This window comes from Rhodoplanes sp. Z2-YC6860, assembly GCF_001579845.1.
Taxonomy (GTDB): Bacteria; Pseudomonadota; Alphaproteobacteria; order Rhizobiales; family Xanthobacteraceae; genus Z2-YC6860.
This window is the reverse complement of sequence record NZ_CP007440.1, coordinates 7,532,664-7,554,424: the sequence shown is the minus strand read 5'-3', so window position 1 is coordinate 7,554,424 and position 21,761 is coordinate 7,532,664. Positions and strand designations below refer to the sequence as shown.

The 21,761-nt window shown below is 64.7% G+C and carries 19 protein-coding genes; 10 read left to right on the top strand and 9 right to left on the bottom strand.

Going from position 1 to position 21,761, the window contains the following annotated elements; genetic code table 11:
• Nucleotides 1-64 precede the first annotated feature (64 nt).
• Nucleotides 65-1,810, bottom strand: coding sequence for a thiamine pyrophosphate-requiring protein (locus tag RHPLAN_RS35115; RefSeq protein ID WP_068028762.1), 1,746 nt, complete (start codon nucleotides 1,808-1,810; stop codon nucleotides 65-67).
• Between the two features lie 176 nt (nucleotides 1,811-1,986).
• Here RHPLAN_RS35115 and RHPLAN_RS35110 point away from each other — a divergent pair, with 176 nt between their 5' ends.
• Complete coding sequence (locus tag RHPLAN_RS35110; RefSeq protein WP_068028759.1) at nucleotides 1,987-2,274, top strand: GIY-YIG nuclease family protein; 288 nt, start codon at nucleotides 1,987-1,989, stop codon at nucleotides 2,272-2,274.
• 100 nt (nucleotides 2,275-2,374) lie between these two features.
• Here RHPLAN_RS35110 and RHPLAN_RS35105 read toward each other — a convergent pair whose 3' ends face one another.
• The 3 genes from RHPLAN_RS35105 to RHPLAN_RS35095 all read right to left on the bottom strand — a co-directional run bounded on the left by RHPLAN_RS35105 (nucleotide 2,375) and on the right by RHPLAN_RS35095 (nucleotide 6,932).
• Nucleotides 2,375-3,580 (bottom strand): LLM class flavin-dependent oxidoreductase, encoded by a 1,206-nt coding sequence (locus RHPLAN_RS35105; protein WP_068028756.1) that lies wholly within the window; start codon nucleotides 3,578-3,580, stop codon nucleotides 2,375-2,377.
• Between the two features lie 136 nt (nucleotides 3,581-3,716).
• A complete protein-coding gene (locus tag RHPLAN_RS35100; protein ID WP_068028753.1) occupies nucleotides 3,717-4,454 on the bottom strand; it encodes an enoyl-CoA hydratase/isomerase family protein in 738 nt (245 codons plus the stop codon).
• 126 nt (nucleotides 4,455-4,580) lie between these two features.
• A complete protein-coding gene (locus RHPLAN_RS35095; protein WP_068028750.1) occupies nucleotides 4,581-6,932 on the bottom strand; it encodes a xanthine dehydrogenase family protein molybdopterin-binding subunit in 2,352 nt (783 codons plus the stop codon).
• 198 nt (nucleotides 6,933-7,130) lie between these two features.
• On the opposite strand from RHPLAN_RS35095, the gene RHPLAN_RS35090 reads away from it, so the two are divergent.
• The 6 genes from RHPLAN_RS35090 to RHPLAN_RS35065 all read left to right on the top strand — a co-directional run bounded on the left by RHPLAN_RS35090 (nucleotide 7,131) and on the right by RHPLAN_RS35065 (nucleotide 14,602).
• A complete protein-coding gene (locus RHPLAN_RS35090; protein WP_068028747.1) occupies nucleotides 7,131-8,006 on the top strand; it encodes an FAD binding domain-containing protein in 876 nt (291 codons plus the stop codon).
• Nucleotides 8,003-10,321 (top strand): xanthine dehydrogenase family protein molybdopterin-binding subunit, encoded by a 2,319-nt coding sequence (locus RHPLAN_RS35085; RefSeq protein WP_084246200.1) that lies wholly within the window; start codon nucleotides 8,003-8,005, stop codon nucleotides 10,319-10,321. The genes RHPLAN_RS35090 and RHPLAN_RS35085 overlap by 4 nt, the downstream gene beginning before the upstream one ends.
• A 25-nt stretch (nucleotides 10,322-10,346) precedes the next feature.
• Complete coding sequence (locus tag RHPLAN_RS35080; protein WP_084246198.1) at nucleotides 10,347-10,862, top strand: DUF3859 domain-containing protein; 516 nt, start codon at nucleotides 10,347-10,349, stop codon at nucleotides 10,860-10,862.
• Nucleotides 10,863-11,056: 194 nt separating this feature from the next.
• Nucleotides 11,057-12,526, top strand: coding sequence for a UbiD family decarboxylase (locus RHPLAN_RS35075; RefSeq protein WP_068028734.1), 1,470 nt, complete (start codon nucleotides 11,057-11,059; stop codon nucleotides 12,524-12,526).
• Between the two features lie 207 nt (nucleotides 12,527-12,733).
• Entirely contained in the window at nucleotides 12,734-13,309 is a 576-nt protein-coding gene (locus RHPLAN_RS35070; protein ID WP_068028731.1) for a (2Fe-2S)-binding protein, read from the top strand.
• Between the two features lie 75 nt (nucleotides 13,310-13,384).
• Nucleotides 13,385-14,602 (top strand): acyl-CoA dehydrogenase family protein, encoded by a 1,218-nt coding sequence (locus RHPLAN_RS35065; protein ID WP_068028728.1) that lies wholly within the window; start codon nucleotides 13,385-13,387, stop codon nucleotides 14,600-14,602.
• 317 nt (nucleotides 14,603-14,919) lie between these two features.
• On the opposite strand, the gene RHPLAN_RS35060 is transcribed toward RHPLAN_RS35065, so the two are convergent.
• The 3 genes from RHPLAN_RS35060 to RHPLAN_RS35050 all read right to left on the bottom strand — a co-directional run bounded on the left by RHPLAN_RS35060 (nucleotide 14,920) and on the right by RHPLAN_RS35050 (nucleotide 17,948).
• A complete protein-coding gene (locus RHPLAN_RS35060) occupies nucleotides 14,920-16,182 on the bottom strand; it encodes an RNA polymerase sigma factor (RefSeq protein ID WP_068032321.1) in 1,263 nt (420 codons plus the stop codon).
• Nucleotides 16,183-16,237: 55 nt separating this feature from the next.
• Complete coding sequence (locus RHPLAN_RS35055; protein ID WP_068028726.1) at nucleotides 16,238-16,657, bottom strand: YciI family protein; 420 nt, start codon at nucleotides 16,655-16,657, stop codon at nucleotides 16,238-16,240.
• Nucleotides 16,658-16,925: 268 nt separating this feature from the next.
• Complete coding sequence (locus RHPLAN_RS35050) at nucleotides 16,926-17,948, bottom strand: Bug family tripartite tricarboxylate transporter substrate binding protein (RefSeq protein ID WP_157100683.1); 1,023 nt, start codon at nucleotides 17,946-17,948, stop codon at nucleotides 16,926-16,928.
• Between the two features lie 81 nt (nucleotides 17,949-18,029).
• Between RHPLAN_RS35050 and RHPLAN_RS35045 the strand changes: the two genes are divergently transcribed.
• From RHPLAN_RS35045 to RHPLAN_RS35035, 3 genes are all read left to right on the top strand, one after another.
• Complete coding sequence (locus RHPLAN_RS35045) at nucleotides 18,030-18,911, top strand: FAD binding domain-containing protein (RefSeq protein WP_068028720.1); 882 nt, start codon at nucleotides 18,030-18,032, stop codon at nucleotides 18,909-18,911.
• A gap of 53 nt (nucleotides 18,912-18,964) precedes the next feature.
• Entirely contained in the window at nucleotides 18,965-19,453 is a 489-nt protein-coding gene (locus RHPLAN_RS35040) for a (2Fe-2S)-binding protein (RefSeq protein WP_068028717.1), read from the top strand.
• Nucleotides 19,454-19,606: 153 nt separating this feature from the next.
• Entirely contained in the window at nucleotides 19,607-20,068 is a 462-nt protein-coding gene (locus RHPLAN_RS35035) for a lipocalin-like domain-containing protein (RefSeq protein WP_084246196.1), read from the top strand.
• Nucleotides 20,069-20,138: 70 nt separating this feature from the next.
• Here the strand turns inward: RHPLAN_RS35035 and phnE (RHPLAN_RS35030) are convergent, their stop codons facing one another.
• Together phnE (RHPLAN_RS35030) and phnE (RHPLAN_RS35025) are read right to left on the bottom strand one after the other, a co-directional pair.
• Nucleotides 20,139-20,954: a phosphonate ABC transporter, permease protein PhnE gene (gene phnE / locus RHPLAN_RS35030; RefSeq protein WP_068028713.1), complete on the bottom strand. Its 816-nt coding sequence runs from the start codon at nucleotides 20,952-20,954 to the stop codon at nucleotides 20,139-20,141.
• Nucleotides 20,954-21,760 carry a phosphonate ABC transporter, permease protein PhnE gene (gene phnE, locus RHPLAN_RS35025; RefSeq protein ID WP_068028711.1) on the bottom strand — a complete coding sequence of 269 codons (807 nt, stop codon included), beginning with the start codon at nucleotides 21,758-21,760 and terminating at the stop codon, nucleotides 20,954-20,956. The genes phnE (RHPLAN_RS35030) and phnE (RHPLAN_RS35025) overlap by 1 nt, the downstream gene beginning before the upstream one ends.
• Nucleotide 21,761: the final 1 nt, after the last annotated feature.

The window sequence follows — 21,761 nt, the reverse complement described above, 5'->3', positions numbered from 1 at the left end:
TCTGCTGGAAAACATCCGGCCGCGCATCGTTCCATGCGCGGCCGGGATTTGCGTTGCCTGCGATCTAGAGCTTGGTCACGCGTGCGTGCAGGATCGCAGTCTGGCCGCCGCGCACGGCATCGACGCAGCGCTTCAGCGCGGCCGGCAGATCTTCCGGATTGACCACCTTCTCGCCATGGGCGCCGAACGCCTCGCCGATCTTGGTGAACTCGGCGTCGGGCATCAGACCGGCCTGGAATTTTTCGGTCGCCTTCGCGGTGCCCTGCGGGAACACGCGCAGCGTCGACTCTTTCACCGCCGACCAGCCGGTGTTGTCGAGCAGCAACACGAGGATCGGCAGGTTGTACTGCTTCGCCACCGAGAACACCGAGCTCGGGCCGCCGAAATAGAAGCCGCCGTCGCCGACCACCTGGACCATCATCTTGTCGGGAGCCGCGAGCTTGGCGCCGAGCGCCATGCCGCCGGACCAGCCGAGGCCGCCGCCGCCCGAGCGCACGCAGGTGTTCGGCAGCGGCCGCTCGAGCTGCAGCAACGCAGCGCCGGCGTTACGCACGCCTTCGTTGAACACCATGTCGTCAGGCTTCAGGAGCTTGTTGAGCTCCGAGAACAGGTAATGCGGGTTGATCTCGTCGGGCTTGCCCTTCTCGGAAGCGAGCTTCTTGGCAGTCTCGCGCCACGCCTTGCGTTCGGCGCTCAGCGCCTCGACGCGCTTCGCGGCGGCCTCCTTGAACTTCGGCGTCGCCCGCTTCTTCACCTCTTCGACGAGCTGGGCGAGGATGCGGCCGGAATCGCCTTGCAGGCGCAGGTTGCCCGGGAACGTCCACATCGGCGACGCGGCCTTCAGGGTGTCGACGTCGATGTGCGCCCAGAACGACTTGTCGCCGTGCTGCACGTCGGCGGGAAACCAGGGCACGTCGACATCAACCAGGATGCCGACATCGGCCTTCGGCAGATGCTTGTTCGGCGAATAGCCGAGGAAGCAGGGGAACTCATGCGAGATGTTGAAGGTCTGGTTGCCTTCGAACACCGCGATGCCGGCGAGCGTGGAAAGCTCCTCGATCATCTTCGAGGCGTCCTTCGACTGGCCCGCATAACCGCAAATGAGAATCGGATGCTCGGCGGCGAGCAGCTTGTCGGCAATCTGCGCGACCGCCGCCGGGTCGGCGCCGCCGGACTGCGACTGCGCGTAGTTCGAAGCCGAATAGCTGCGAATCTGGTCGGTCGCCCATTTCTCGGTGAGCGTCTCGCGCTGCGCCATGAAGTAGACCGGGCCCGCGGGCTTGGTTTCCATGATGGTGTGGGCGCGGCGCAGCGCCTCCTTCACCACCACGCCCGACGGCAGCGTCCATTCCCACTTCATATAGGGCCGCACCAGCGCGCCTTGATCGATCGGCTCCTGCACGAAGTGCACGTAGGTGTCGCGCGAGCCGACCAGCTCGTTGCTCGATGTGTAGGGCGCCTTGCCGGACATCAGCAGCGCCGGCAGGCGGCTCCTGAACAGGTTGTGCATGCCGTTCGCGGTGTTGGCGGTGCCGACGTCGACATGCACCAGCACGGCCTGGCCGCGTCCGGTGACCGTCGCATAGCCCATCGCCATGTGTGCCGCGGTGTTCTCGTGCGGACACAGCATGACATTGGGAACTTTCTCGCCGTTCTTCTGCCGCTCCGCCATCGCCTCGATGGTCGGCGCGTGGTCGGTGCCGAAGTTGCAAAAGAGATGCTCGATGCCGAGCTCGTTCAGGCCCTCGATGAAGTAGTAGGCGGTCGAGTGCTCCGGGGCATTGCTGATCTTGGCGGCAGGCTGGGACATGGGACCGGACTCTTGGTTTGTGATTATGACGGGGTGGCTTTCCTCGGCGCGTAATGTGCGACGGTTAGCCAGCCAGATTCAAGCCGTTTGGCACGTGTCCCGGGCGCAGTGCAGCACGGAGCGCAGCGAAGTGATGCATTGCAGACCCGGGACCCCGGTTGCTCTAATCAAGCACCATGTCCGAATTCTTCGTCTACATCCTCGCAAACCGATATCGGGGCACGATGTATGTCGGCGTGACGAACGATTTGAGCCAGCGAATGAGCCAGCACAAATCGGGCGCAGTTCCGGGATTTACGCGCCAGTACAAGGTTACTCGCCTTGTTTATGTGGAGCCGTATGCTTCGATTTTGGAGGCGCGCGCTCGCGAGAACACGCTGAAACGGTGGCGGCGCGAGTGGAAATTCCAGCTGATCGAAGCGCAAAACCCCGAGTGGAATGACTTGACCGACCAGATCGTGTGAGTGCCTGGAAGCCAACCGGGGTCCCGGGTCTGCAGCGCACCGCTACGCGCTGCGCTGCGCCCGGGACACGAGCGCCTGCTGCTTGGCAAAGGGTGAAGTACTAAGCCGGCACCGTCTCCGCGGCCGGCACGCGCTTGACCTGGTGGGCTTGCAGCCGCGGCAGGACGTCCCGGCCGAAGCGGCGGATCTGCTCCAGGAACACGTCATGCGCCATGGCGCCGACGTTCATGTTGATGAGCAGGTTGTTGGCACCCATGCGCTCGGCGCCTTCGATCAGGTTGTCGGCGACCTCCTTGGGCGAGCCCCATGACAGCTCGCCGGACGAGATCTTGTGCTCGATGTCGGCCAGCGTGGTCTTCTGCATGCCCTCGCGGTCGACGCCGACGCCGACCCGGTTCTCGGGCTTGATGTAGTCCGTCGACGATGACGACCGGTAACCCGTGCCCTGGGGTTGCGACGCCTTTTCCAGCGAGCCGTGGTGCCACAGCGTCTGCACGAAATAGAGATAGAACGGGCTGTACTCCTTGATCGCGGTCTCGCGATCCTTCGCCACATAGGCGTCGGTGAAGAAGCACATGTGCTCCGGCGTGATCTTGTGGCCGTTGGCGTGAAGCTGCTTTGCGAAATAGCCGACGATGTCCTGCGTCAGCCCGCGATGGTGATCGGGGATGACAGCGCTGAAGTTGTGCTTGCCGGCCCATTCGATGGTTTCCGCGGAGCCGGTGAACGGCACCCACACGGGCGGATGAGGTTGGGTGTAGGGCCGCGGCCAGATCGAGATGTCCTTGTAGGACCAGTATTTGCCCTCGTAGGAGAACTTCGACTCGGTCCAGGCCTTGAGGATGATGTCGACCGCCTCCTCGAAGCGCGCCCGCGACTCGCTCATCGGCACGCCGTAGACGTTGTACTCGCGTGGCACGCCGCGGGCGAAGCCCGACAGGATGCGCCCGCGCGACATGGTGTCGGCCATCGCCAGCTCCTCGGCGATGCGCAGCGGATTGTGCAGCGGCACGAGGTTGCCGAGCATCAGGAACTTCAGTTTCTTGGTGCGCTGCGCCGCCACCGCCGCCATCATATTGGGCGAGTTCATCAGTCCGTGCGGCGTGGTGTGATGTTCGTTCAGCCCGACGCCGTCGAAGCCGAGCTTGTCCATCTCCTCCCAGCATTGCAGGTGCTGCTCATAGGTCTGCGCCGCGACCTCGCGATCATAGTGATCGCTGCCGAGCGGATACGGCAGATACTTGGTCTGCTTGTATTGGTCGAAGTGCTTGCCGTAGGCGAGCAGGTCGAAGATGAACACTTTCATTGTCGGTTCCTAGTTTTCTATCGGCGCCATTTACTCCGCTGTCATGCGCGGGCTTGACCCGCGCATCTCGCTCAGGTGGGCACAGTGCCTTCCTAAGCGAGATGGCCGGGACAAGCCCGGCCATGACCGCGGTGGGCTAGCCGCGCGGCTTTCTGATCTCTTCGGCGGCGTTGATCACGGCATGCAAGTTGCGTGCATATTCCACGGCGCCCGCGGTCGACATATCCGGACCGGTGCGGACGTATTCCTTGGCGCTGGTGAGCGAGATGCGCGGTGCCTTCAGCATCGCCGCAGTGAGCTTGTCGACATGGCTGTCGAGCTGGGCCGCCGGCACCACGTCGCTGACGATGCCGTAAGACAGGGCACGCTCGGGCGTCACTTCGAACATCGAGTAGACCAGATAGGCCATGGCCTTCCGCGGCACGCGGTCGACGAAGGACGACATCACCATGGTCGGCATGATCTGGTGCGCCATCTCGGGCACCGAGAAGCTCGCCTTGTCGCTCGCGATGGTGATGTCGCAGGCTGCGGCGATGGCGCAGCCGAAGCCATGCGCGCCGCCCTGCACCACGGCGATGATCGGGATCGGGCAGTTGCGCATCGCGCCGTAAGCGTCGAACACCACGTCGGAGAAATTGCGCCGCGTATACGCGGTGGGCTCCGGACTCGGCCGCGCGCCCATGCCGGCGCGGCCGACGCAGAAGTCCTTGCCGGCGCCGCGCAGCACCACGATGTCGGCGGTCTTGCCGGCCTCGTTGATCATCTTGGTCAGCCGGATGACCATGTCGTCGGTCACCGCGTTGCCGCGATCCGGGGCGTTGAGCGTGATGCGGAGGATCGGTCCGTCCTGCTTCACCAGAATATCGTCAGCCATTTTTCTTCTCCTCCAACTTTCAACGTCACTGATCTGACCCCCACCTCATTCCTCCCCCTTTCAGGGGGAGGAAGGTCGTGCGGCACCGTCTCCCTCCCCCTGAAAGGGGGAGGGTCGGGGAGGGGGTCAGCGCTTCTTTGTCTTTGCCCTTCCGTCCCGGATCGCGCGCCACACCCGCTCCGCCGTCAGCGGCATTTCCAGATGCGTCACGCCGTATTCCGATAGCGCATCGACCACGGCATTGACCACCACCGCCAGCGCAGGGGTGGTCCCGCCTTCGCCGCCGCCCCGCACGCCGAGCGGATTGCCGGGCGCCAGCGTTTCGCTGATTTCGGTGGTGAAAGAGGGCAGCATCGGCGCCCGCGGCATGGCGTAGTCCATCATCGAGCCGGCCAGAAGCTGGCCGCTCTTTGGGTCGTAATGGGAATGCTCCCACATCGCCTGACCGACGCCCTGGACGATGCCGCCATGGGTCTGGCCGTGCAGAATGAGCGGATTGACGGCCCGGCCGACGTCATCGATCGCGGTGTAGCGCACGATATCGGTGTGTCCGGTGTCGGGGTCGATCTCGACCTCGCAGATAGCGCTGCCGAACGGAAAGCCCGCGATCAGGATCAGATCGTCGCAGTCGGCGGCAAGCGGTCCGCGCATATCCTGGGGCAGGTCGCTACGCTCCCGCGCAGCCTTCGCCACCTCGAACAATCCGATGGAACGGTCGGTGCCGGTCACCGTGAAGCGGCCGTCGCGAAACGCGATGTCGGCCGAGTCGGCTTCCATCACGTGGGCTGCGATCTTCGTCGCCTTGGCGATCACCGCCTGCGAGGCCTTGCCCATCACCACGCCGCCCATGCGCATTGAGCGCGCCGAATGTGAGCCGCCGCCGACCGGCACGATGTCGGTGTCGCCCTGGATGAGACGGATGCTGTCGACCTCGACGCCGAGCCATTCGCCGATGCATTGGGCAAAGCTCGTCTCGTGGCCTTGGCCGCTGGAGAGCGTGCCAACGGTGACGTCGACGCGGCCCTCGGGCAGCACGTCGACCTTGGCGTATTCGCGCGGCGCGCCGCTTGTCGATTCAATGTAGTTGGCGAGCCCGATGCCGCGGAGTTTGCCCCGGCGCTTGCTGTCGCGCTTTCGTTTCGAAAAGCCCCTCCAGTCGGCGAGCTCGAGCGTGCGGTCCATGACCTTGGCGTAGTCGCCGGAGTCGTAGGTCATGCCGAGCGGATTGGGATAAGGCTGCGCCGACGGCGGAATGAGATTGCGCCGTCGCAGCGTGACGCGGTCTTGGCCGAGCTGGTGCGCTGCCACGTCGATGACGCGTTCGACTGCGAACATCGCCTCGGGCCGGCCGGCGCTGCGATAGGGGCTGGTCGGCACCGTGTTGGTGAGCGCCGCGCGCGAGCGGATATGCGCGGTCGGCACGCGATAGACCGAGGTGAGAAGCTCGCTGCATTTGACGAGCGGCACGAACATCACGCTGTGCGCGCCGACATTCATGATCACCTCGCCGCGAACGGCGAGGAACTTGCCCTTCTGGTCGAGCGCAAGTTCGAGAGTGATCGCCTGATCGCGGCCCTGATAGTCGCTGGCGAACGCTTCCGAGCGCTCGCAGGTCCATTTCACCGGACGGCCGAGGCGCTTCGCGGCCCATACCACCAGTGCGAACTCCGGATAGAAGGCGTTGCGGGTGCCGTAATTGCCGCCGACGTCGCCGCATTCGACGCGGACGTCGCTGGGCGGCACGCCGAGCACGCCGGCCAGCTCGGCCTTCTGCCGCACCACGCCGCCTGAGCCCGCATGCAGCGTGTATTTCTTCAATGCCGGATCGTAGACGCCGACGGCGGCCCGCGCATCGAGCGGCACGCCGGTGACGCGCTGCACGTCTGTTGTGAAGCGCGCGATATGCGCGGCTTTCGCAAACGCCGTTTTGGTCGCCTCGACATCGCCGACGTCTGCGTCGATGCAGACGTTCGCAACATTGTCATAAAGCCGCGGCGCTCGCGCCTCGACGGCATCGCGTCCGGCGACGACCACGTCGATCGGCTCGTATTCGACCGCGATCTTTTCCGCGGCGTCCTTCGCCTGCGCCACGGTCTCGGCCACCACCATCGCGACCTGCTGACCGACGTAACGCACCCGGTCGGTCGGCAAGAGGTGTTGCGGCGCGTAGCCGTGCGGCGTGCCGTCGCGGTTGATCAGGAGGATGTCCGCCGGCGGCTTCATCGGTATCGGCGTATGCGGGATGTCCTTCAGCCCGTCGGCTTCGGCATCCGCGCCGGTCAGCACTGCGAGCACGCCCGGCATCGCTTGCGCGGCTTTCACGTCGATCGAACGAATCCGCGCATGGGCATGCGGCGAGCGCAGCACGAAGGCATAGGCTTGGCCTTCGAGCCTGACGTCGTCGCTGAAACGGCCGCTGCCGGTGAGGAGGCGCAGGTCTTCCTTGCGGCGGAGCGGCTGTCCGATGGATTGCGGCATGGCTGTGAGAGCAGGCGGTGGAGGCCGCCGCTTATAGCCTTGGACGCGCGTCCCGGCCAATGGATGGGCTATGCATCCGTGCCGGATGGCCGAAAAATGCCCGCGCTTTCAAAGCATTGAAGCGCCCGAAGCTCGGCCCTATGCTCCCGCCTTCGTTTTGCATTGAGGCAAGCCCAACGGGGATCGACAGTCCTTATTATGAAGCCCGCCCCGTTCCAGTATCACGCCCCCAAGACCGTCGACGAAACCCTCGCGCTGCTGGCCGAATTTGCCGATGACGACGGCCGTGTGATCGCCGGCGGCCAGAGCCTCGTGCCGACCATGGCGTTCCGGTTGGCGAAACCCAAGCATCTCGTCGACATCAACGGCGTCAGCGAGCTGAACTATCTCGAAATCAAGGACGGCAAGCTGCACATCGGCGCGGGCACGCGCCATTCGGCGTTCGAAAAGCCGATCGATGACGGTCCACTCGGTCGGCTCCTGTCCGAGGTCGTCAAGCACATCGCCCACCAGCCCATCCGCACCCGCGGCACCTTCTGCGGCAGCATCGCGCATGCCGACCCGGCGTCGGAATGGTGCACGGTCGCCGCCGCGCTCGATGCCGACATGCTGGCCGAGAGCAAGAAGGGCGGGGCGCGGCTCATTCCGGCGCGCGATTTCTTCCAGAGCATCATGACCACGGCGCTGCGCGAGGACGAACTCCTCACCGAGGTGCGGCTGCCGATCCTGTCGCAGGATACCTACGCGGGCTTCGCCGAGTTCAGCCGCCGTGGCGGCGATTACGGAATTGCGATGGCGGTCGCGAGCTACCGGCTCAAGGGCGGCATCATGAGCGACATGCGGATTGCGGTCGGCGGCGCCGAGGCCGCGCCGCGACGCATCATCGAGGCCGAGCGTGCCCTGATCGGCCGGCCGCCGAACCTCGGCACCTTCCAGGCGGCGGCCCACGCCGCCGCCAAGGCCATCGACCCGCTCGAAGATGACAACATCAGCGCCGACTATCGGCTCGGCATCGTGCGCACCATGGTGATCCGTGCGCTGCAGAACGCCAACCCGGCAGAGACCGACGAATGAACGACGCGCCACGTCCCTCCGTCTGGATCGGAAAGCCGGTCGAGCGCGTCGAAGACCCGCCGCTGGTCACCGGGCGCGGTCGCTTTGCCGCGGATATCAACTTCGCGCGCCAGCTTCACATGCGCGTGGTGCGCTCCAACCACGCCCACGCCAACATCAAATCGATCTACACCGATGCGGCGCGCGATGTGCCGGGCGTGGTCGCGGTGTGGACCGCAGACGACATTGCCGATGTGCCGCCGATTGATTTCCGCGAAGGTTCGATCGAGAAACTCGCGCCCTATCGCCAGCCGGTGCTGGCGCAACACAAGGTGCGCTATGTCGGCGAGCCGATCGCCGTGGTGTTCGCCGAGGATCCTTATGTGGCCGAGGACGCCGGCGACCTCGTCACCATGGAAGTCGAAGAGCTGCCGGCGCTGCTCGATGCCCGCGACGAGCCCGGCGAGTTCTCGTTCGCCCGCGACACCGAAGCCGACATCCTGCATCAGGGGTATGGCGACGTCGAAGCGGTGTTCGGGGCCGCGCCACATATTGTCGAATTGAAGCTCACCAGCGGCCGGCACTCCGGCGTGCCGCTGGAGACGCGCGGCGCCATCGGGAATTACGACGCGTCACGCGACGTCGTTGAGCTGCATGGCGCAGCGAAGGTGCCGCACCGGAACAAAGAGCTGATCGCGCGCATGCTCAATCGCGCGCCGTCCTCGGTGCAATGTTTCGAAGCTCATGTCGGCGGCGGCTTCGGCATCCGTGGCGAAATCTATCCCGAGGACATCCTGGTCTGCGTCGCGGCGATCCGCTTCGAGCGGCCGGTGAAATGGATCGAAGACCGGCGCGAGCATCTGATCGCCGCCAACCATTCGCGCAACCAGCATCATCACATTCGCGCGGCGGTCACGGACGAGGGCGAGATCCTCGCCATCGACGACGAGATCTTCCACGACAACGGCGCCTATGTGCGCACGCACGCGACGCGCGTCGCGATGATGACCTGCGGCATCCTGCCGGGGCCCTATCGCGTGCCCGGCGCCTACCGGGCGACGTGCCATTTCCGCCTGACCAACAAGACGCCGGCCGCGACCTATCGCGCGCCGGGACGCTTCGAGACCACCTTCGTGCGCGAGCGCCTGGTCGACGCCATTGCGCATCAGTTGCGGCTCGATCCGATCCATGTGCGTCGCAGGAATGCCGTCACGGTCGAGGAGATGCCGTTCAAGCGGCCGCTCGAGGCGCTCGGCGAAGAGATCCATTTCGACTCGGGCGACTACCACAAGCTGCTCGACGCCACGCTCGCGTATGTGGAGTGGCCGAAACTCAACCGGGAGCTTGCCGCGCGTCGCGCCAAAGGCGAGATGGTCGGCGTCGGCCTCGCGATGTTCGTCGAGAAGTCGGGTCTCGGTCCGGCTGACGGCGTGCGCATCCAGGTCGATACGTCGGGTTTCGTCGAGGTCATCACCGGCGGCGCGTCGATCGGGCAGGGCTTCGAGACCGTGATGGCGCAGGTCGCGGCCGAATTCCTCGGCACCGACTACAAGAAGATGCGTGTCATCCACGGCCAGACCAATCGCATCGAGCACGGCATCGGTGCGCACGCCTCGCGTGCCACGGTGATGACGGCGTCCGCGACCCGCGTCGCGGCGCTCAACGTGCGCAAGAAAGCGCTCGACATGGCGGCCGAGCTGCTGCAGTCGCCGGCCGACACGCTCGACATCGTCAACGGCGAGGTGGTGATCGCCGGAAGGAAGAGCGGGCCCTCGGTGTCACTCGGTCAGATCGCGGCTGCACTCGGGCCCAGTTCCAAGGTCCGAGGCGACCGCGAACCCGGGCTCTCGTCCGACGGCTGGTTTTATACGGAGCACCAAGTCTATCCCTACGGCAATCATCTTGCCGTGGTGAAGGTCGATCCGGATACCGGTGGCGTGAAGGTCCTGCGCTATCTGGTCAGCTACGACGTCGGCCGTGCGCTCAACCCCATGCTGGTCAAAGGTCAGATCGCCGGCGGCTTTGCCCAAGGCCTGGGCGGCGCGCTGATGGAAGAGTTCACCTACAACCAGCGCGGCGATCCGCTGTCCTCCACCTTCGGCGATTATCTGCTGCCGACGGTGAAAGAGGTGCCGGACATCGAAATCCTCCTGATGGAGGATCACCCGACCCCGTTGAATCCGTTAGGGATCAAAGGCGCGGGCGAGAGCGGTGTGAATGCGGTCGGCGGTGCGATTGCATCGGCCATCGACGATGCTATTGGAATTCCGGGGGCGATCACCGAATTGCCGGTAACGCCGCAACGCTTGAAGGCGATCATCGACGGCAAGCATTAATGGCCCATCGGGGCAGGAGCATTTGATGACATCTGGAAGCTTGATCCGCGCAGCTTTTATCTGTGCGGCAGTGCTGGCATTGGCCAGTCAGGCGCAGGCGCAGTCGAAAACCGAAACGGCGGCGCCGGAGAAGTCCGTGCCGCACATCGAATATGTCGACATGGTTTCGGCGAGCTTTGATGGCCCCGGCGAAAAGGTGAAGCGCGGCAAGTTCCGTGAGAAATTCTTCACCCGCACCATGCTCCGGACCGGCGTGAAGGTTGGCACCAAATTCACCATGGTGTTCCGCCCGGTCGGCGAGCCGAAGGGCGCCGAGGTCGCGATGCGCATCGTGTGGCGGACGCCACGGCCCGGCATCAAGGACCCCAAGACCGGCAAGTTCTCGCGTGAGATCGTCGAGGACGGCACAGCGAAGCTGGGCGACGAGATTTCGAAGACGTTCGAGTTCCGCAGCGAAGAACAGATCGTCAAAGGCACGTGGCGTGCCGAAGTGTGGAACGAGAAGAGAAAGATCGCCACGCGGCGTTTTGCGCTCCGTTAGCTTCGGTCATTCCGGGGCGCGCCGAAGGCGCGAACCCGGAATTCAGTCAAATCGGGACTGCCTGTTCATCTGGATTCCGGGTTCGCACGCTGCGCGTGCGCCCCGGAATGACGTCGGAGCTTTTCGCTAGCTTCTTAGTGCGATAGCGAGACGATGCGTTATACTCCCTGCTTCTCCGGAACTGGACCATCGTCATGAACACCAACGTCGATCCGCGCACCGCTGCCGCCAAATCCAACGCTCCGAAACAGGACCTCCGTGCCTGGCTCGCCGAGATGGAGGCCGCCGGCGAGGTGACGCATATCGACGGCGCCGAGCGGGAGCGCGAGATCGGCGGCATCGTCGACATCTTCCAGCGCAAGATCGGCAATCCGCTGGTGCTGTTCGACAACATCCCGGGCTATCCGAAGGGCCATCGCATCCTCGCGAACCTTCTGACTTCCATCCGCCGCATCAACATGACGATGGGCAATCCGGCCGACGGCACCGAGATCGAGCTGGTCCGGCATTGGCGCAAGTACATGAAGGACGCCAAGACCATTCCGCCGGTGGAGGTCGCGAGCGGCGCGCTCCTCGAGAACGTCAAGACCGGCGACGATATCGACCTGTTCAAGATTCCGGTGCCGCGCTGGCACGAGCACGACGGCGGCTACTACATCGGCACCGGTGACATGGTGATCATGCGCGATCCGGACACCGGCTGGATCAACTACGGCGCCTACCGCGTGCAGGCTCACGACAAGAACGTCGCCACCGTGATGTGCTCCAAGGGCAAGCACGGCGACATGATCCAGAAGAAGTATCACGAGCGCGGCCAGCCGTGCCCGGTTGCGGTGGTGTGCGGCATGCACCCGGCGCTGTTCATGATCGCGGGCCTGGAAATCCCACACGGCAAGAACGAATACGACGCGGCCGGCGGTCTGCTCGGCGAGCCCGTGCAGGTGATCAAGGGCCCGAAGACGGGGCTTCCGATCCCGGCGCATGCCGAGATCGCCTTCGAGGGCTTCATCCATCCCAACGACAAGATCGACGAGGGCCCGCTCGGCGAGTGGACCGGCTACTACGCCGGCGGTCTGAAGAAGGAGCCGCGGATCCGCATCGAAACGATGATGTATCGCGACGATCCGATCCTGCTCGGCGCGATCCCCGGCATTCCGCCCGATGACGACTCGTTCTATCGCGGCTCGTATCGCTCGGGCGCGGTGTGGAATCAGCTCGAAGCCGCGGGCGTGCCGGAGGTGCGGGGCGTGTGGTCGCATGCCGCCGGCGGCAGCCGGCTCTGGCTCACGGTATCGATCAAGCAGATGTATGCCGGCCACGCCAAGCAGGCCGGCCTCATTGCGTCGCAGTGCCACGCCGGCGCCTATGTGAACCGTTTCGTCGTGGTGGTGGACGAGGACATCGACCCCGCCAACATGGACAAGGTGATCTGGGCGATGTGCACGCGTTGCGATCCGCGCGAGGGCATGGAAATCCTGCGCGGCTGCTGGTCGTCGGCGCTTGATCCGATGGCCTATTCGGAAACCGATCCGCGCAACGCCCGCGTCGTCATCGATGCCTGCAAGCCGTTCAGCCGGCGCGACACCTTCCCGATCGTGGTGCGCGCCAGTAACGAGGTCGAGGAGCTGGTCCGCGGCAAGTTCGGCGCGTTCCTGCCGAAGTAAGGCGATGTATTTTCGGCACAACAGCTCTCGTGTCCCGGGCGCAGCGCAGCACGAAGTGATGCGCTGCAGACCCGGGACCCCGGTTGCTATCCTTGCCAAGAAAGAAACCGGGGTCCCGGATCAGCGGTGCACCGCTTCGCTTACGCTACGCGCTGCACCGCGTCCGGGACACGAGAGCGCGTTATGCGGTAAGAACTGAAGCCAAGCATGAATGACAAGCTCGACCTCACGCTGAACATCAACGGCCGCGACCACGCGGTGCGCGTCGAGTCGCGCAAGACGCTGGTCGACACCATCCGGGACGACTGCGGACTCACCGGCACGCATATCGGCTGCGAGCATGGCTTCTGCGGCGCCTGCACGGTGATTGTCGGCGGCGAGGCGGTGCGCGCCTGTCTGATGTTCGCGGTGCAGGCCCAGGGCAAGCCGATCCGCACCGTCGAGGGGCTCGCCAAGAACGGCGTGCTGCATCCGTTGCAGCGCGCCTTCATGACGCATCACGGCCTGCAATGCGGCTTCTGCACGCCGGGCTTCCTGATGCTGACTGCGAGCGCGTTGGAAAAGAACCCGCACATCACTGACGAGGAGCTGATCGAGGTCCTGTCGTCGAACCTTTGCCGTTGCACCGGCTATCAGGGCATCATCCGCGCCGTGCATGCAGCGCGCGACGAGATGCGACCGCCGCTGCCAGAGGTGGTCGAGGCGCCGCCGGCCGAGATCGACCCGTCGCACGAGACCGCTCAGGACGAAGCTCCGGCCGAACCGGAAATGCTCGGCCGGTAAAGGCGACCTCCAAATCCTCGCGTTCCGGGTTGCGTGGCACTGTTATAGTGACCCACGCCATCGAGGACACGAGCCATGAGCATTGCGACCGTTTCCGGTCATGCCGTCAAAGCCCCGGCTTACGAAGATCTGATCGCCCGCGGACATGCCCTGGTCGCCGGGTTCGCCGAGCGTGCGGCGCAATGCGAGGCCAATTGCCGGGTGTCGGACGAAGCCGTTGGGCTGTTTCGCGAGACCGGCCTGCATAAGACTCTGCTGCCGGCAGCCTATGGCGGGCACGAAATGGGCTTCTCAGCCATGCTTGAGACCAGTTTCGTGATCGGCAAGGTCTGCGCCTCATCGGCCTGGGTGTGCGGTCTCTACATGGCGCATAGCTGGCTCGGCGGATTGTTTCCGAAACAGGCGCAGGACGAGATGTGGTCCGGGAACCCGGACGCCTTCATCTCCGGCTCCTACGCGCCGATCGGCAAGGCGACGGTGGTAGAGGGCGGCTACCGGCTGTCAGGACGATTTCCGTTTTCCTCGGGCTCGCCCGGCGCCGCATGGAATCTCTGCGGCGCGATGCTGCCGGTCGGGCCCGAAGGCAAGCCGGTCCCGGCTTTCACGCTGGTGCCGAAGGCCGATTACAAGATCGATTGGGAGAGCTGGCGTCCTGTCGGCCTCGCCGGGACCGGCAGTTACGATGTCCTCGTCGACAATGCGTTTGTGCCAGCTCACAGGGTTCTGCGTTTCTCCGATGCCGTCGGCAGCACCGCGCCGGGCGCGGAATCGAACAAAAACCCGCTCTATCGCGTGTCGCTTTTGACCGAGGTGCCCTTCGCCTTGGCCATGCCCGCGGTCGCGGCGGCCGCCGGAGCCTTGGAGCGGTTCATTGACGAAAACAAAGTGCGTCAGACGCACGGCGCGGTGGTGCTCGGCGGCAAGCGGATCGCCGACTTCCAGACCATCCAGAAACGCGTCGGCGAGGCGGCCGCGCGCATCGACGCGTGCCGGCTGTCGGCGCAGCACGTGGTGGACGTTGCCGAGCGCGAGGTCAGGCAGGACGGCAAACAATCGATGGCGACGCGGCTACTGGCCCGGCGCACCCAATCTTTCATCGCGCAGGAGGCCAAGACGGCGGTCGACCTGATCTTCGACGCCGCCGGCGGCCGCTGCCTGCAACACGGTCATCCGCTGCAGCGCGCCTGGCGCGACGTGGCCGCGGTCAACCACCACATCAGCCTCAACTTCGACGCTGTCATGTCGATGTACGGTCAGTTCACCTTCGGCTTGCCACTGGAAGGGCAATACTGACGGAGCCGGTCGACTCAGCGCCGCTCAGAATCGATTTTCAATGTCGCCTTGCACGCCGCTGCATCGGGCGTAGCAGATTCGCGAGCAACTTCCATTGCTGTTTCCTGTGGCCGTGCATTGGGCGGAGCAGGTATCGAAGCAGCCCGGCCCGCGGCCGGTCTGTGCGGCCGGCAGCTTGGTCCGCCTTTGTGCAGCCACGCTGTCGCCGACCGATAAAGAGATCAGGAGGACGAGGGCGCCCCCTACGGCAGCGATCTTCTGCACACGGCGTTGCACGCGCGACATGGAACGGCTCCCACGAAAAGTCTACCACAGATTCAATTCGCTGACGCCTCAGCCGCCCTTGCCAGCAACAGTTTGCGCTCGCGTTCGTTGCGCGTGAGCTGTGCCGCGCGCTCGAACTCGGCGCGCGCTTCGGCATGGCGGCCGAGCTTCACGAGGAGATCGCCGCGCACGCTCGGAAGCAGGTGATAGGACTTCAGTGCGGGCTCGGCGCTCAACGCATCGACCAGTTCGAGTCCGGCAGCGGGGCCGGACGCCATGCCGACCGCCACGGCGCGATTCAGTTCGATCACCGGCGAAGGCACCAGCTCGGCGAGCGCGCCGTAAAGCGCGACGATCCGCGGCCAGTCGGTATCCCGGGCAACGCGCGCCCGCGCATGACATGCAGCGATTGCGGCCTGCAATTGGTAAGGCTCCGGCTCGCCGCCGAGCGATTCGGCGAGCGCCAAGGCTGCAAGTCCGCGCCGGATCAAAAGCTGATCCCAGCGCGCGCGGTTCTGATCGAGCAGCAGGATCGGCTCACCGTCCGGGCCCGTCCGCGCGCCAAAGCGCGACGCCGCGATCTCCATCAGCGCCACGAGGCCGTGAACCTCGGGTTCGAGCGGTGCGAGCCCGGCAAGAATGCGGCCGAGCCGCAGCGCTTCCTCGGACAGCGCCGGCCGCATCCAGTCCTCGCCCGCGGTCGCCGCGTAGCCTTCGTTGAAGATCAGGTAGATCACGTCGAGCACCGAAGCGAGCCGTTCGCCGCGGTCGGCGCCATGCGGCACCTCAAACGGCACGCCCGCCTCGGACAATGTCCGCTTGGCGCGCACGATGCGCTGCGCGATGGTGGGCTCGGCGACGAGATAGGCCCGCGCGATCTCGTCGGTGGTGAGGCCGCCTACAAGCCGGAGCGTCAGTGCGGCCCGCGCCTCGGGCGACAGCACCGGATGGCAGGCGGTGAAGATCAGCCGCAACAGGTCGTCGCCAATGTCGTCGTCGAGCGCCGAATCCAAGTCCGGCATGTCGCGCTCCAGACTTTGCTGTTCGTGGCCGATCTCGTCGTGCTTGCGCTCCGCGAGACGCATCCTCCGAAAGTGGTCGATCGCGCGGTGCCTGGCGGCAGCGGTCAGCCACGCGCCGGGTTTGTCGGGTATGCCGGTGCGCGGCCATTCTTCGAGGGCTGCGACCAAAGCGTCCTGCGCCAGCTCCTCGGCGAGCCCCACGTCGCGCGTGATCCGCGCGAGGCCCGCAATGAGCTTCGCCTGTTCGATTCGGAAGACCGCTTGGATCGTTCTGTGGATATCGGTGGCCGTCACGGCCACCGATCACACCATTCTCATTCCGCCGGGGCAAGCCGGACCATGTGGCGCCTTACTTCTTCTGCTTTTCCAGTTCGGCCTTGATGGCGAGATGGTGGTCGACCGCGGGGCCCGGGGCAAAATCCTCCATCTCAAAGACCTGCCGGATCTCGATGTAGCCGTCCTCCTCGTGCGGGTTGGGACAGCGCTTCATCCACTCGATGGCTTCTTCCTTGGACTTGACCTGGATGATCCAGTAGCCCGCCACCAGCTCCTTGGTCTCGGCGAACGGCCCGTCGATCACGGTGCGGTTCTTGCCGGAAAAGCGGATGCGCGCGCCCTTGGAACTCGGCTGCAGGCCGTTGCCGTCGAGCATGATGCCGGCCTTGACCATCTCTTCGTTGAATTTCGCCATGGCGCCGAGCATCTCTTCGGACGGCATCTTGCCGGCTTCGGAATCCTTGCTTGCCTTGACGATGACCATGAAACGCATGGGCTGTTCCTTTCGTGGGAGGCCGGTCTCCGGGCGTCGTGCCCGGATATCAAACCCGCTCTCTGACGTCACGGCGAACGGCGAGGTCTGGAATCGACACGGTCTTCAAAATAATTTTTGCGGGCTTTTTTTGGCGCCAGCATGCTCGCCACGGTCATTCCGGACGCTGCGAAGCAGCGATCCGGAATCCAGTACCAAGCATCGAATTCTCGTCTGGATTCCGGGTTCGCGCCTTTCGGCGCGCCCCGGAATGACGGAGCAGGCGGTATTATTGCCCCGAAATGGCGCGCTTGGTCTCCTCGGTCACGTCCTTTGGCGTGGCGTAGAGTTCCGCCAAGAGCTTGTCGATCGCGGCCCCGCTGACGGGATTGACCTCCTGGCCGCGCCCCTTCGCTTCGGCGAGGAATTCGGGATCCTGCATGGTCTCGTCGAACGCCGCGCGCAACGCCGCGGCGCGATCCGCGGGAATGCCGGGCGGCGCGGTGAAAGGCCGACCCATGGTCTGGCGACTGAGCACCAGCCTCATGATCTGCCGCTGCCGCTCCGTGGTCGCGAATTCGCCGAGCAGCGGCACGTCGGGCAGGTCAGCGCTTTTCGCGAGATTGAGCTGGACCGGCGTCACGATCTTCTTCTGCGTGAGCCAGTCGGGCTTCAGCGACTTCAGACTCGACCACGACCAGCTCGCCCGGCCGTCGACCTCTCCACGCTCGATCGCCAGCGCCATCTCGGTGGTGCCCGGATATCCGCTGACGAGTTTGAGCTTCACGCCGAACACGTTCCGGAGCATCAGCGCATAGACGTCGGGATCGGAGCCGGTGCCTTCGCCGCCAACCGTGAACGGCTTCGAGACCATGTCGCTCCAGCTCTTGATGCCGGCCTCCGAGCGGATCACGACCACGGCGGCTTCGTCGGCGCCGCTGCCGAGCCAGGTGAATTTGGTGGCTTCGAACTGTGCCGGACTGGTGCCGATCAAGGGTTCAAGCGCGATGCCGCGGCCGAACATGCCGAAGGTCGAGCCGTCCTTCGGCGCGACATTGTAGAGCGTGTTGGCGGCGCGCATCGAGCCCGCGCCGGGCGCGTTCTGCACCACGATGGTTGGATTGCCGGGAATGTGGCGGCCCATGTGCCGGGCGAGAATGCGCGCATAGGTGTCGTAGCCGCCGCCGGTGCTGTAGCCGACCAGAAGCGTGACGGTGCGGCCGCGATAGAAATCAGCCGCGGACTGCGCGCGAGCGGGCTGTTCTGCCGCCAGGAACATCAAAAGGCCGCATAACGCCAATCCAGACCGCATGGGTTGCTCACTCTCGCAGGGGTTTCCTATACTCGCCGCCCGCAACGAACGAAGCAAATTTCGTGCTGCGTCAGGAATGAGATGAAGCCACCTCCCTTTCAATATCACGACCCAAAGACCGTCTCCGAAGCGGTGAATCTGCTCGGCACACTGGACAACGCCAAGCTGCTGGCCGGCGGACAGTCGCTGATGCCGATGCTCAATTTCCGCTTCGTGCTTCCCGACCACGTCATCGACCTGAACCGGATCGCCGAACTGTCCTACATCCGGGAAAAGGACGGCGCGCTTGAGATCGGCGCCATGACGCGCCAGCGCGATCTCGAGTTCTCCGACTTGGTGAAGGCCAAATGTCCGCTGCTGTGGGAGGGCCTGCAGCACACCGGCCATCGTCAAACGCGCAACCGCGGCACCATCGGTGGCTCGCTCTGCCATCTCGATCCGTCGGCCGAGCAGGTCACGGTCTGCGCCGCCCATGATGCGACGGTTTCGGTCGCCGGGCCAAACGGCACGCGCGAGATCGCATTCGCGGATTTTCCGGCAGGCTATCTGACGCCGGCGATCGAATTGAACGAGATCGTCACCGCGGTCCGCATTCCGCTCTGGCCGGTGGGCCACAAGGCGGCCTTCATCGAGTTCGCCCGCCGCCACGGCGACTTCGCCATCGTGTCGGCGGCGGCGCTGCTGATGATCGAAGGCGGCAAGATCACACGTGCTTCGGTGACGCTCGGCGGTGTCGCGGTCGCGCCAGTGCGCGCGAGCGAAGTCGAGGCCGCGATCACCGGCCAGGCGCCGAGTTCCGAGTTGTTCGCCAAGGCCTGCGAGAGCTGCCGCGGCATCGACGCGCTGGCCGATATCCATGCGTCGTCCGAGTACCGTCAGCATCTCGCTGCCGTGTTGTCGCGCCGCGCGTTGGAAAAAGCTGCGGGCCTTGCCGACAACGCGCCGTGGAACAAGCCGCACTAGGCCGTAAGGATAGGCCCTAAAAACAAGCTCAAGGAATAGTCTCGAACAAAACCATGACCGAGAAACGCACCATCGCCGTCACCGTCAACGGCACCAAGTACGAAAAAGAAGTCCCGGTTCGCATCACGCTCGCCGACTTCATCCGCTATGAGCTCGGGCTCACCGGCACGCATCTTGGATGCGAGCATGGCGTTTGCGGCGCCTGCACGATCCTGATCGATGGCCACTCGGCGCGCTCCTGCCTGATGCTCGCCGTCCAGGCCCACGGCCACGAGATTCTCACCGTTGAGGGCATCGCCCCGAGCGCCGATCAACTGCATCCGCTGCAAGAGGCGTTCCGCGACAATCACGGTCTGCAATGTGGCTTCTGTACGCCGGGAATGCTGACCACATTACTGGAGTTTCTGCGCGATAATCCCGACCCGACCGAGCGCGAGGTGCGGGTCGCGATTTCGGGCAATCTCTGCCGCTGTACCGGCTATCAAGGTATCGTGCTCGCGGCGCTGGACGCTGCCAAGCGGATGAAAGCGAATCCGACCTGATGGTCGAGTGCTGCAAAGCAGCAAAAGTCTTTTACCGTACAGTGGCGCGGTAGCATGCAGTGTGCGATTTCGGGTGTCCGGCACACAATTTGTGCTAAAGTCCTGCAAAGCAGGAAGGCATCAAAAAAGACATGACCCCTGCTGGGGACGACCATGGAACGACGTGACTTCATGGCGCTGCTTGGCAGCGCCGCGACAATGATGCCGTCGATAGGCGCGACCACCGCAAGCGCGGGGGCGCCGGATCGCCTTCCCGGCACCTGGAGTTTCGTCTCCTCGTTGAACACGCGGAAAGATGGCAGCGTCGTCGACCGCTGGGGCGCGAACCCGCGCGGCATGCTGATGTTCGACGGGGCGGGTCATTTCTCGCAGATCATCACGGGCTCGGAGTCGCGGCTGTTCGGCGCCAAGACCTTTGCCGGCTTCGGGACTTATACGTTCGATCGTGTAAGTGGCGCCTTGACCATGACGTTTACCGGCTGCTCGATCGGCCGGGTCGTGGGCCAGGTCCAGGAGCGCAAGATCGTGCTGCTGACCGCGCAAGAGTTGAAATACGTCAACCCGGCGACGACCTCCGACACCATCGCCGAAGTGCTCTGGAAGCGGCTTGCCTGAGCTCGGGCATGATCCCGAAAAGTGTGAAGCGGTTTTCGGAAAAGATCATGCCTAACAAGAGATCACGCGATCAGATGATCGCGTGTCGCACCTTCGCCGACACCCACTCGCTCACGATCACGGTCGCGATGATGACCAAAAGGATCAGCGACACCTGCGTCCATGACAGCGTGGTGATGGCCGCATTGAGCGGCAGGCCGATGCCACCCGCGCCGACCAGACCCAGCACGGTGGACTCGCGGATGTTGATGTCCCAACGAAACACCGAGATGCCGGCGAAAGCCGGCATGACCTGCGGCACCACGCCGTAGGTCGTGACCTGTGCGCCGCTCGCGCCCGTCGCACGCACCGCTTCGACCTGGCCCTCGTCGATCTCTTCGATCGCTTCATAGAGGAGCTTGGCGACGAAGCCGATCGAGCGCAGCCCGATGGCGAAGATGCCGGCCAGCACGCCCGGGCCGATGATGGTGACGAGCATCAGCGCCCAGATCAGCGAGTTGATCGAGCGCGAGGCAACGATGACGAACAGCGCCACCGGCCGCACCAGGGCCACGCTTGGCGTAGTGTTGCGCGCCGCGCAATAGGCGACCGGCACGGCGACCACGATCGACATCAACGTGCCCAACGTGGCGATGTTGATCGTCTCCCAGATCGGCCTGCCAAGCTTGAGGATGAAGGCCCAGTCCGGCGGCACCATGCGCACCGCAAGATCGGCAGCCTGCGTGGGCGCGTCGGTGACGAATTCCCAGATCGTCTTGTCGGAGACTTCGCGCCAGCAGTAGACGAAGATCGCGACCCCGACGAGCCAGGCGAGCCACGCGGCGAATTGCGCGCCGCGCTCGCGCCGGTGCCAGACTTTGGTTTGACCGCGCAGCGCAGTGGCCATCACTGCACCCAGCGCCGCAGATAGCCGGACGAATATTCGACCACCATGACGATGGCGATGATCACCAGCAGGATGGCGGCAGCGGAATCATATTCGTAACGGTCGAACGCCGTGTTGAGTGTCGCGCCGATGCCGCCGCCGCCGACGATGCCGACCACGGCGGATTCGCGGAAGTTGATGTCGAAGCGATAGAGGCCGAGGCCGATCATGCGCGGCATGACCTGCGGCTGGACGCCATAGTTGATCCATTGCAACCAGCCGGCGCCGGTCGCACGCACGGCTTCGGCCTGTGCCGGGTCCATGTCCTCGATGTCTTCGGCCAGAAGCTTGCCGTAGAAGCCGATGGTCGCGACCGACAGCGTCACCACGCCGGCGAACGGCCCGAAACCGAACAGCTTGACGAAGAAGATCGCGAGGATGATCTCCTGGAAGCTGCGCGACACCGCGAGCACGGCGCGGCAAAAGTAATAGATCGGCGCCGGCGCGATGTTCTTCGCAGCGCCAATGCCGACCGGCACCGACAGCGCAATGCCGATGACCGTGGAGATCACCGTCATCCAGAGGCTTTCCACGATGCCGTCGGCGATCTCGCTCCAGCGGCTGACGAAATCCGGCGGAAAGAACGCAGCAAAGAAACGCGCGCCGCGCGGCAATCCTTCCCACACGCGCGTCCAGTTCACCTCCGTGGTGCCGAAGGCCAGTGCCAGATAGAGCGCAACGCCCAGTCCGAGCGACCAGCGCAGCCACGCCGACCTGATCAGCGGGGGCCTTTTCCAGCGGCGTGGAGCGATGGCTAAGTCGGTCATC

Excerpts from the sequence above, each read along its gene's own strand:
- RHPLAN_RS35115 (WP_068028762.1), bottom strand. The coding sequence starts at position 1,810 with ATGTCCCAGCCTGCCGCCAAGATCAGCAATGCCCCGGAGCACTCGACC.
- RHPLAN_RS35110 (WP_068028759.1), top strand. The coding sequence starts at position 1,987 with ATGTCCGAATTCTTCGTCTACATCCTCGCAAACCGATATCGGGGCACG.
- RHPLAN_RS35105 (WP_068028756.1), bottom strand. The coding sequence starts at position 3,580 with ATGAAAGTGTTCATCTTCGACCTGCTCGCCTACGGCAAGCACTTCGAC.
- RHPLAN_RS35100 (WP_068028753.1), bottom strand. The coding sequence starts at position 4,454 with ATGGCTGACGATATTCTGGTGAAGCAGGACGGACCGATCCTCCGCATC.
- RHPLAN_RS35095 (WP_068028750.1), bottom strand. The coding sequence starts at position 6,932 with ATGCCGCAATCCATCGGACAGCCGCTCCGCCGCAAGGAAGACCTGCGC.
- RHPLAN_RS35090 (WP_068028747.1), top strand. The coding sequence starts at position 7,131 with ATGAAGCCCGCCCCGTTCCAGTATCACGCCCCCAAGACCGTCGACGAA.
- RHPLAN_RS35085 (WP_084246200.1), top strand. The coding sequence starts at position 8,003 with ATGAACGACGCGCCACGTCCCTCCGTCTGGATCGGAAAGCCGGTCGAG.
- RHPLAN_RS35080 (WP_084246198.1), top strand. The coding sequence starts at position 10,347 with ATGACATCTGGAAGCTTGATCCGCGCAGCTTTTATCTGTGCGGCAGTG.
- RHPLAN_RS35075 (WP_068028734.1), top strand. The coding sequence starts at position 11,057 with ATGAACACCAACGTCGATCCGCGCACCGCTGCCGCCAAATCCAACGCT.
- RHPLAN_RS35070 (WP_068028731.1), top strand. The coding sequence starts at position 12,734 with ATGAATGACAAGCTCGACCTCACGCTGAACATCAACGGCCGCGACCAC.
- RHPLAN_RS35065 (WP_068028728.1), top strand. The coding sequence starts at position 13,385 with ATGAGCATTGCGACCGTTTCCGGTCATGCCGTCAAAGCCCCGGCTTAC.
- RHPLAN_RS35055 (WP_068028726.1), bottom strand. The coding sequence starts at position 16,657 with ATGCGTTTCATGGTCATCGTCAAGGCAAGCAAGGATTCCGAAGCCGGC.
- RHPLAN_RS35050 (WP_157100683.1), bottom strand. The coding sequence starts at position 17,948 with ATGCGGTCTGGATTGGCGTTATGCGGCCTTTTGATGTTCCTGGCGGCA.
- RHPLAN_RS35045 (WP_068028720.1), top strand. The coding sequence starts at position 18,030 with ATGAAGCCACCTCCCTTTCAATATCACGACCCAAAGACCGTCTCCGAA.
- RHPLAN_RS35040 (WP_068028717.1), top strand. The coding sequence starts at position 18,965 with ATGACCGAGAAACGCACCATCGCCGTCACCGTCAACGGCACCAAGTAC.
- RHPLAN_RS35035 (WP_084246196.1), top strand. The coding sequence starts at position 19,607 with ATGGAACGACGTGACTTCATGGCGCTGCTTGGCAGCGCCGCGACAATG.
- phnE (WP_068028713.1), bottom strand. The coding sequence starts at position 20,954 with ATGGCCACTGCGCTGCGCGGTCAAACCAAAGTCTGGCACCGGCGCGAG.
- phnE (WP_068028711.1), bottom strand. The coding sequence starts at position 21,760 with ATGACCGACTTAGCCATCGCTCCACGCCGCTGGAAAAGGCCCCCGCTG.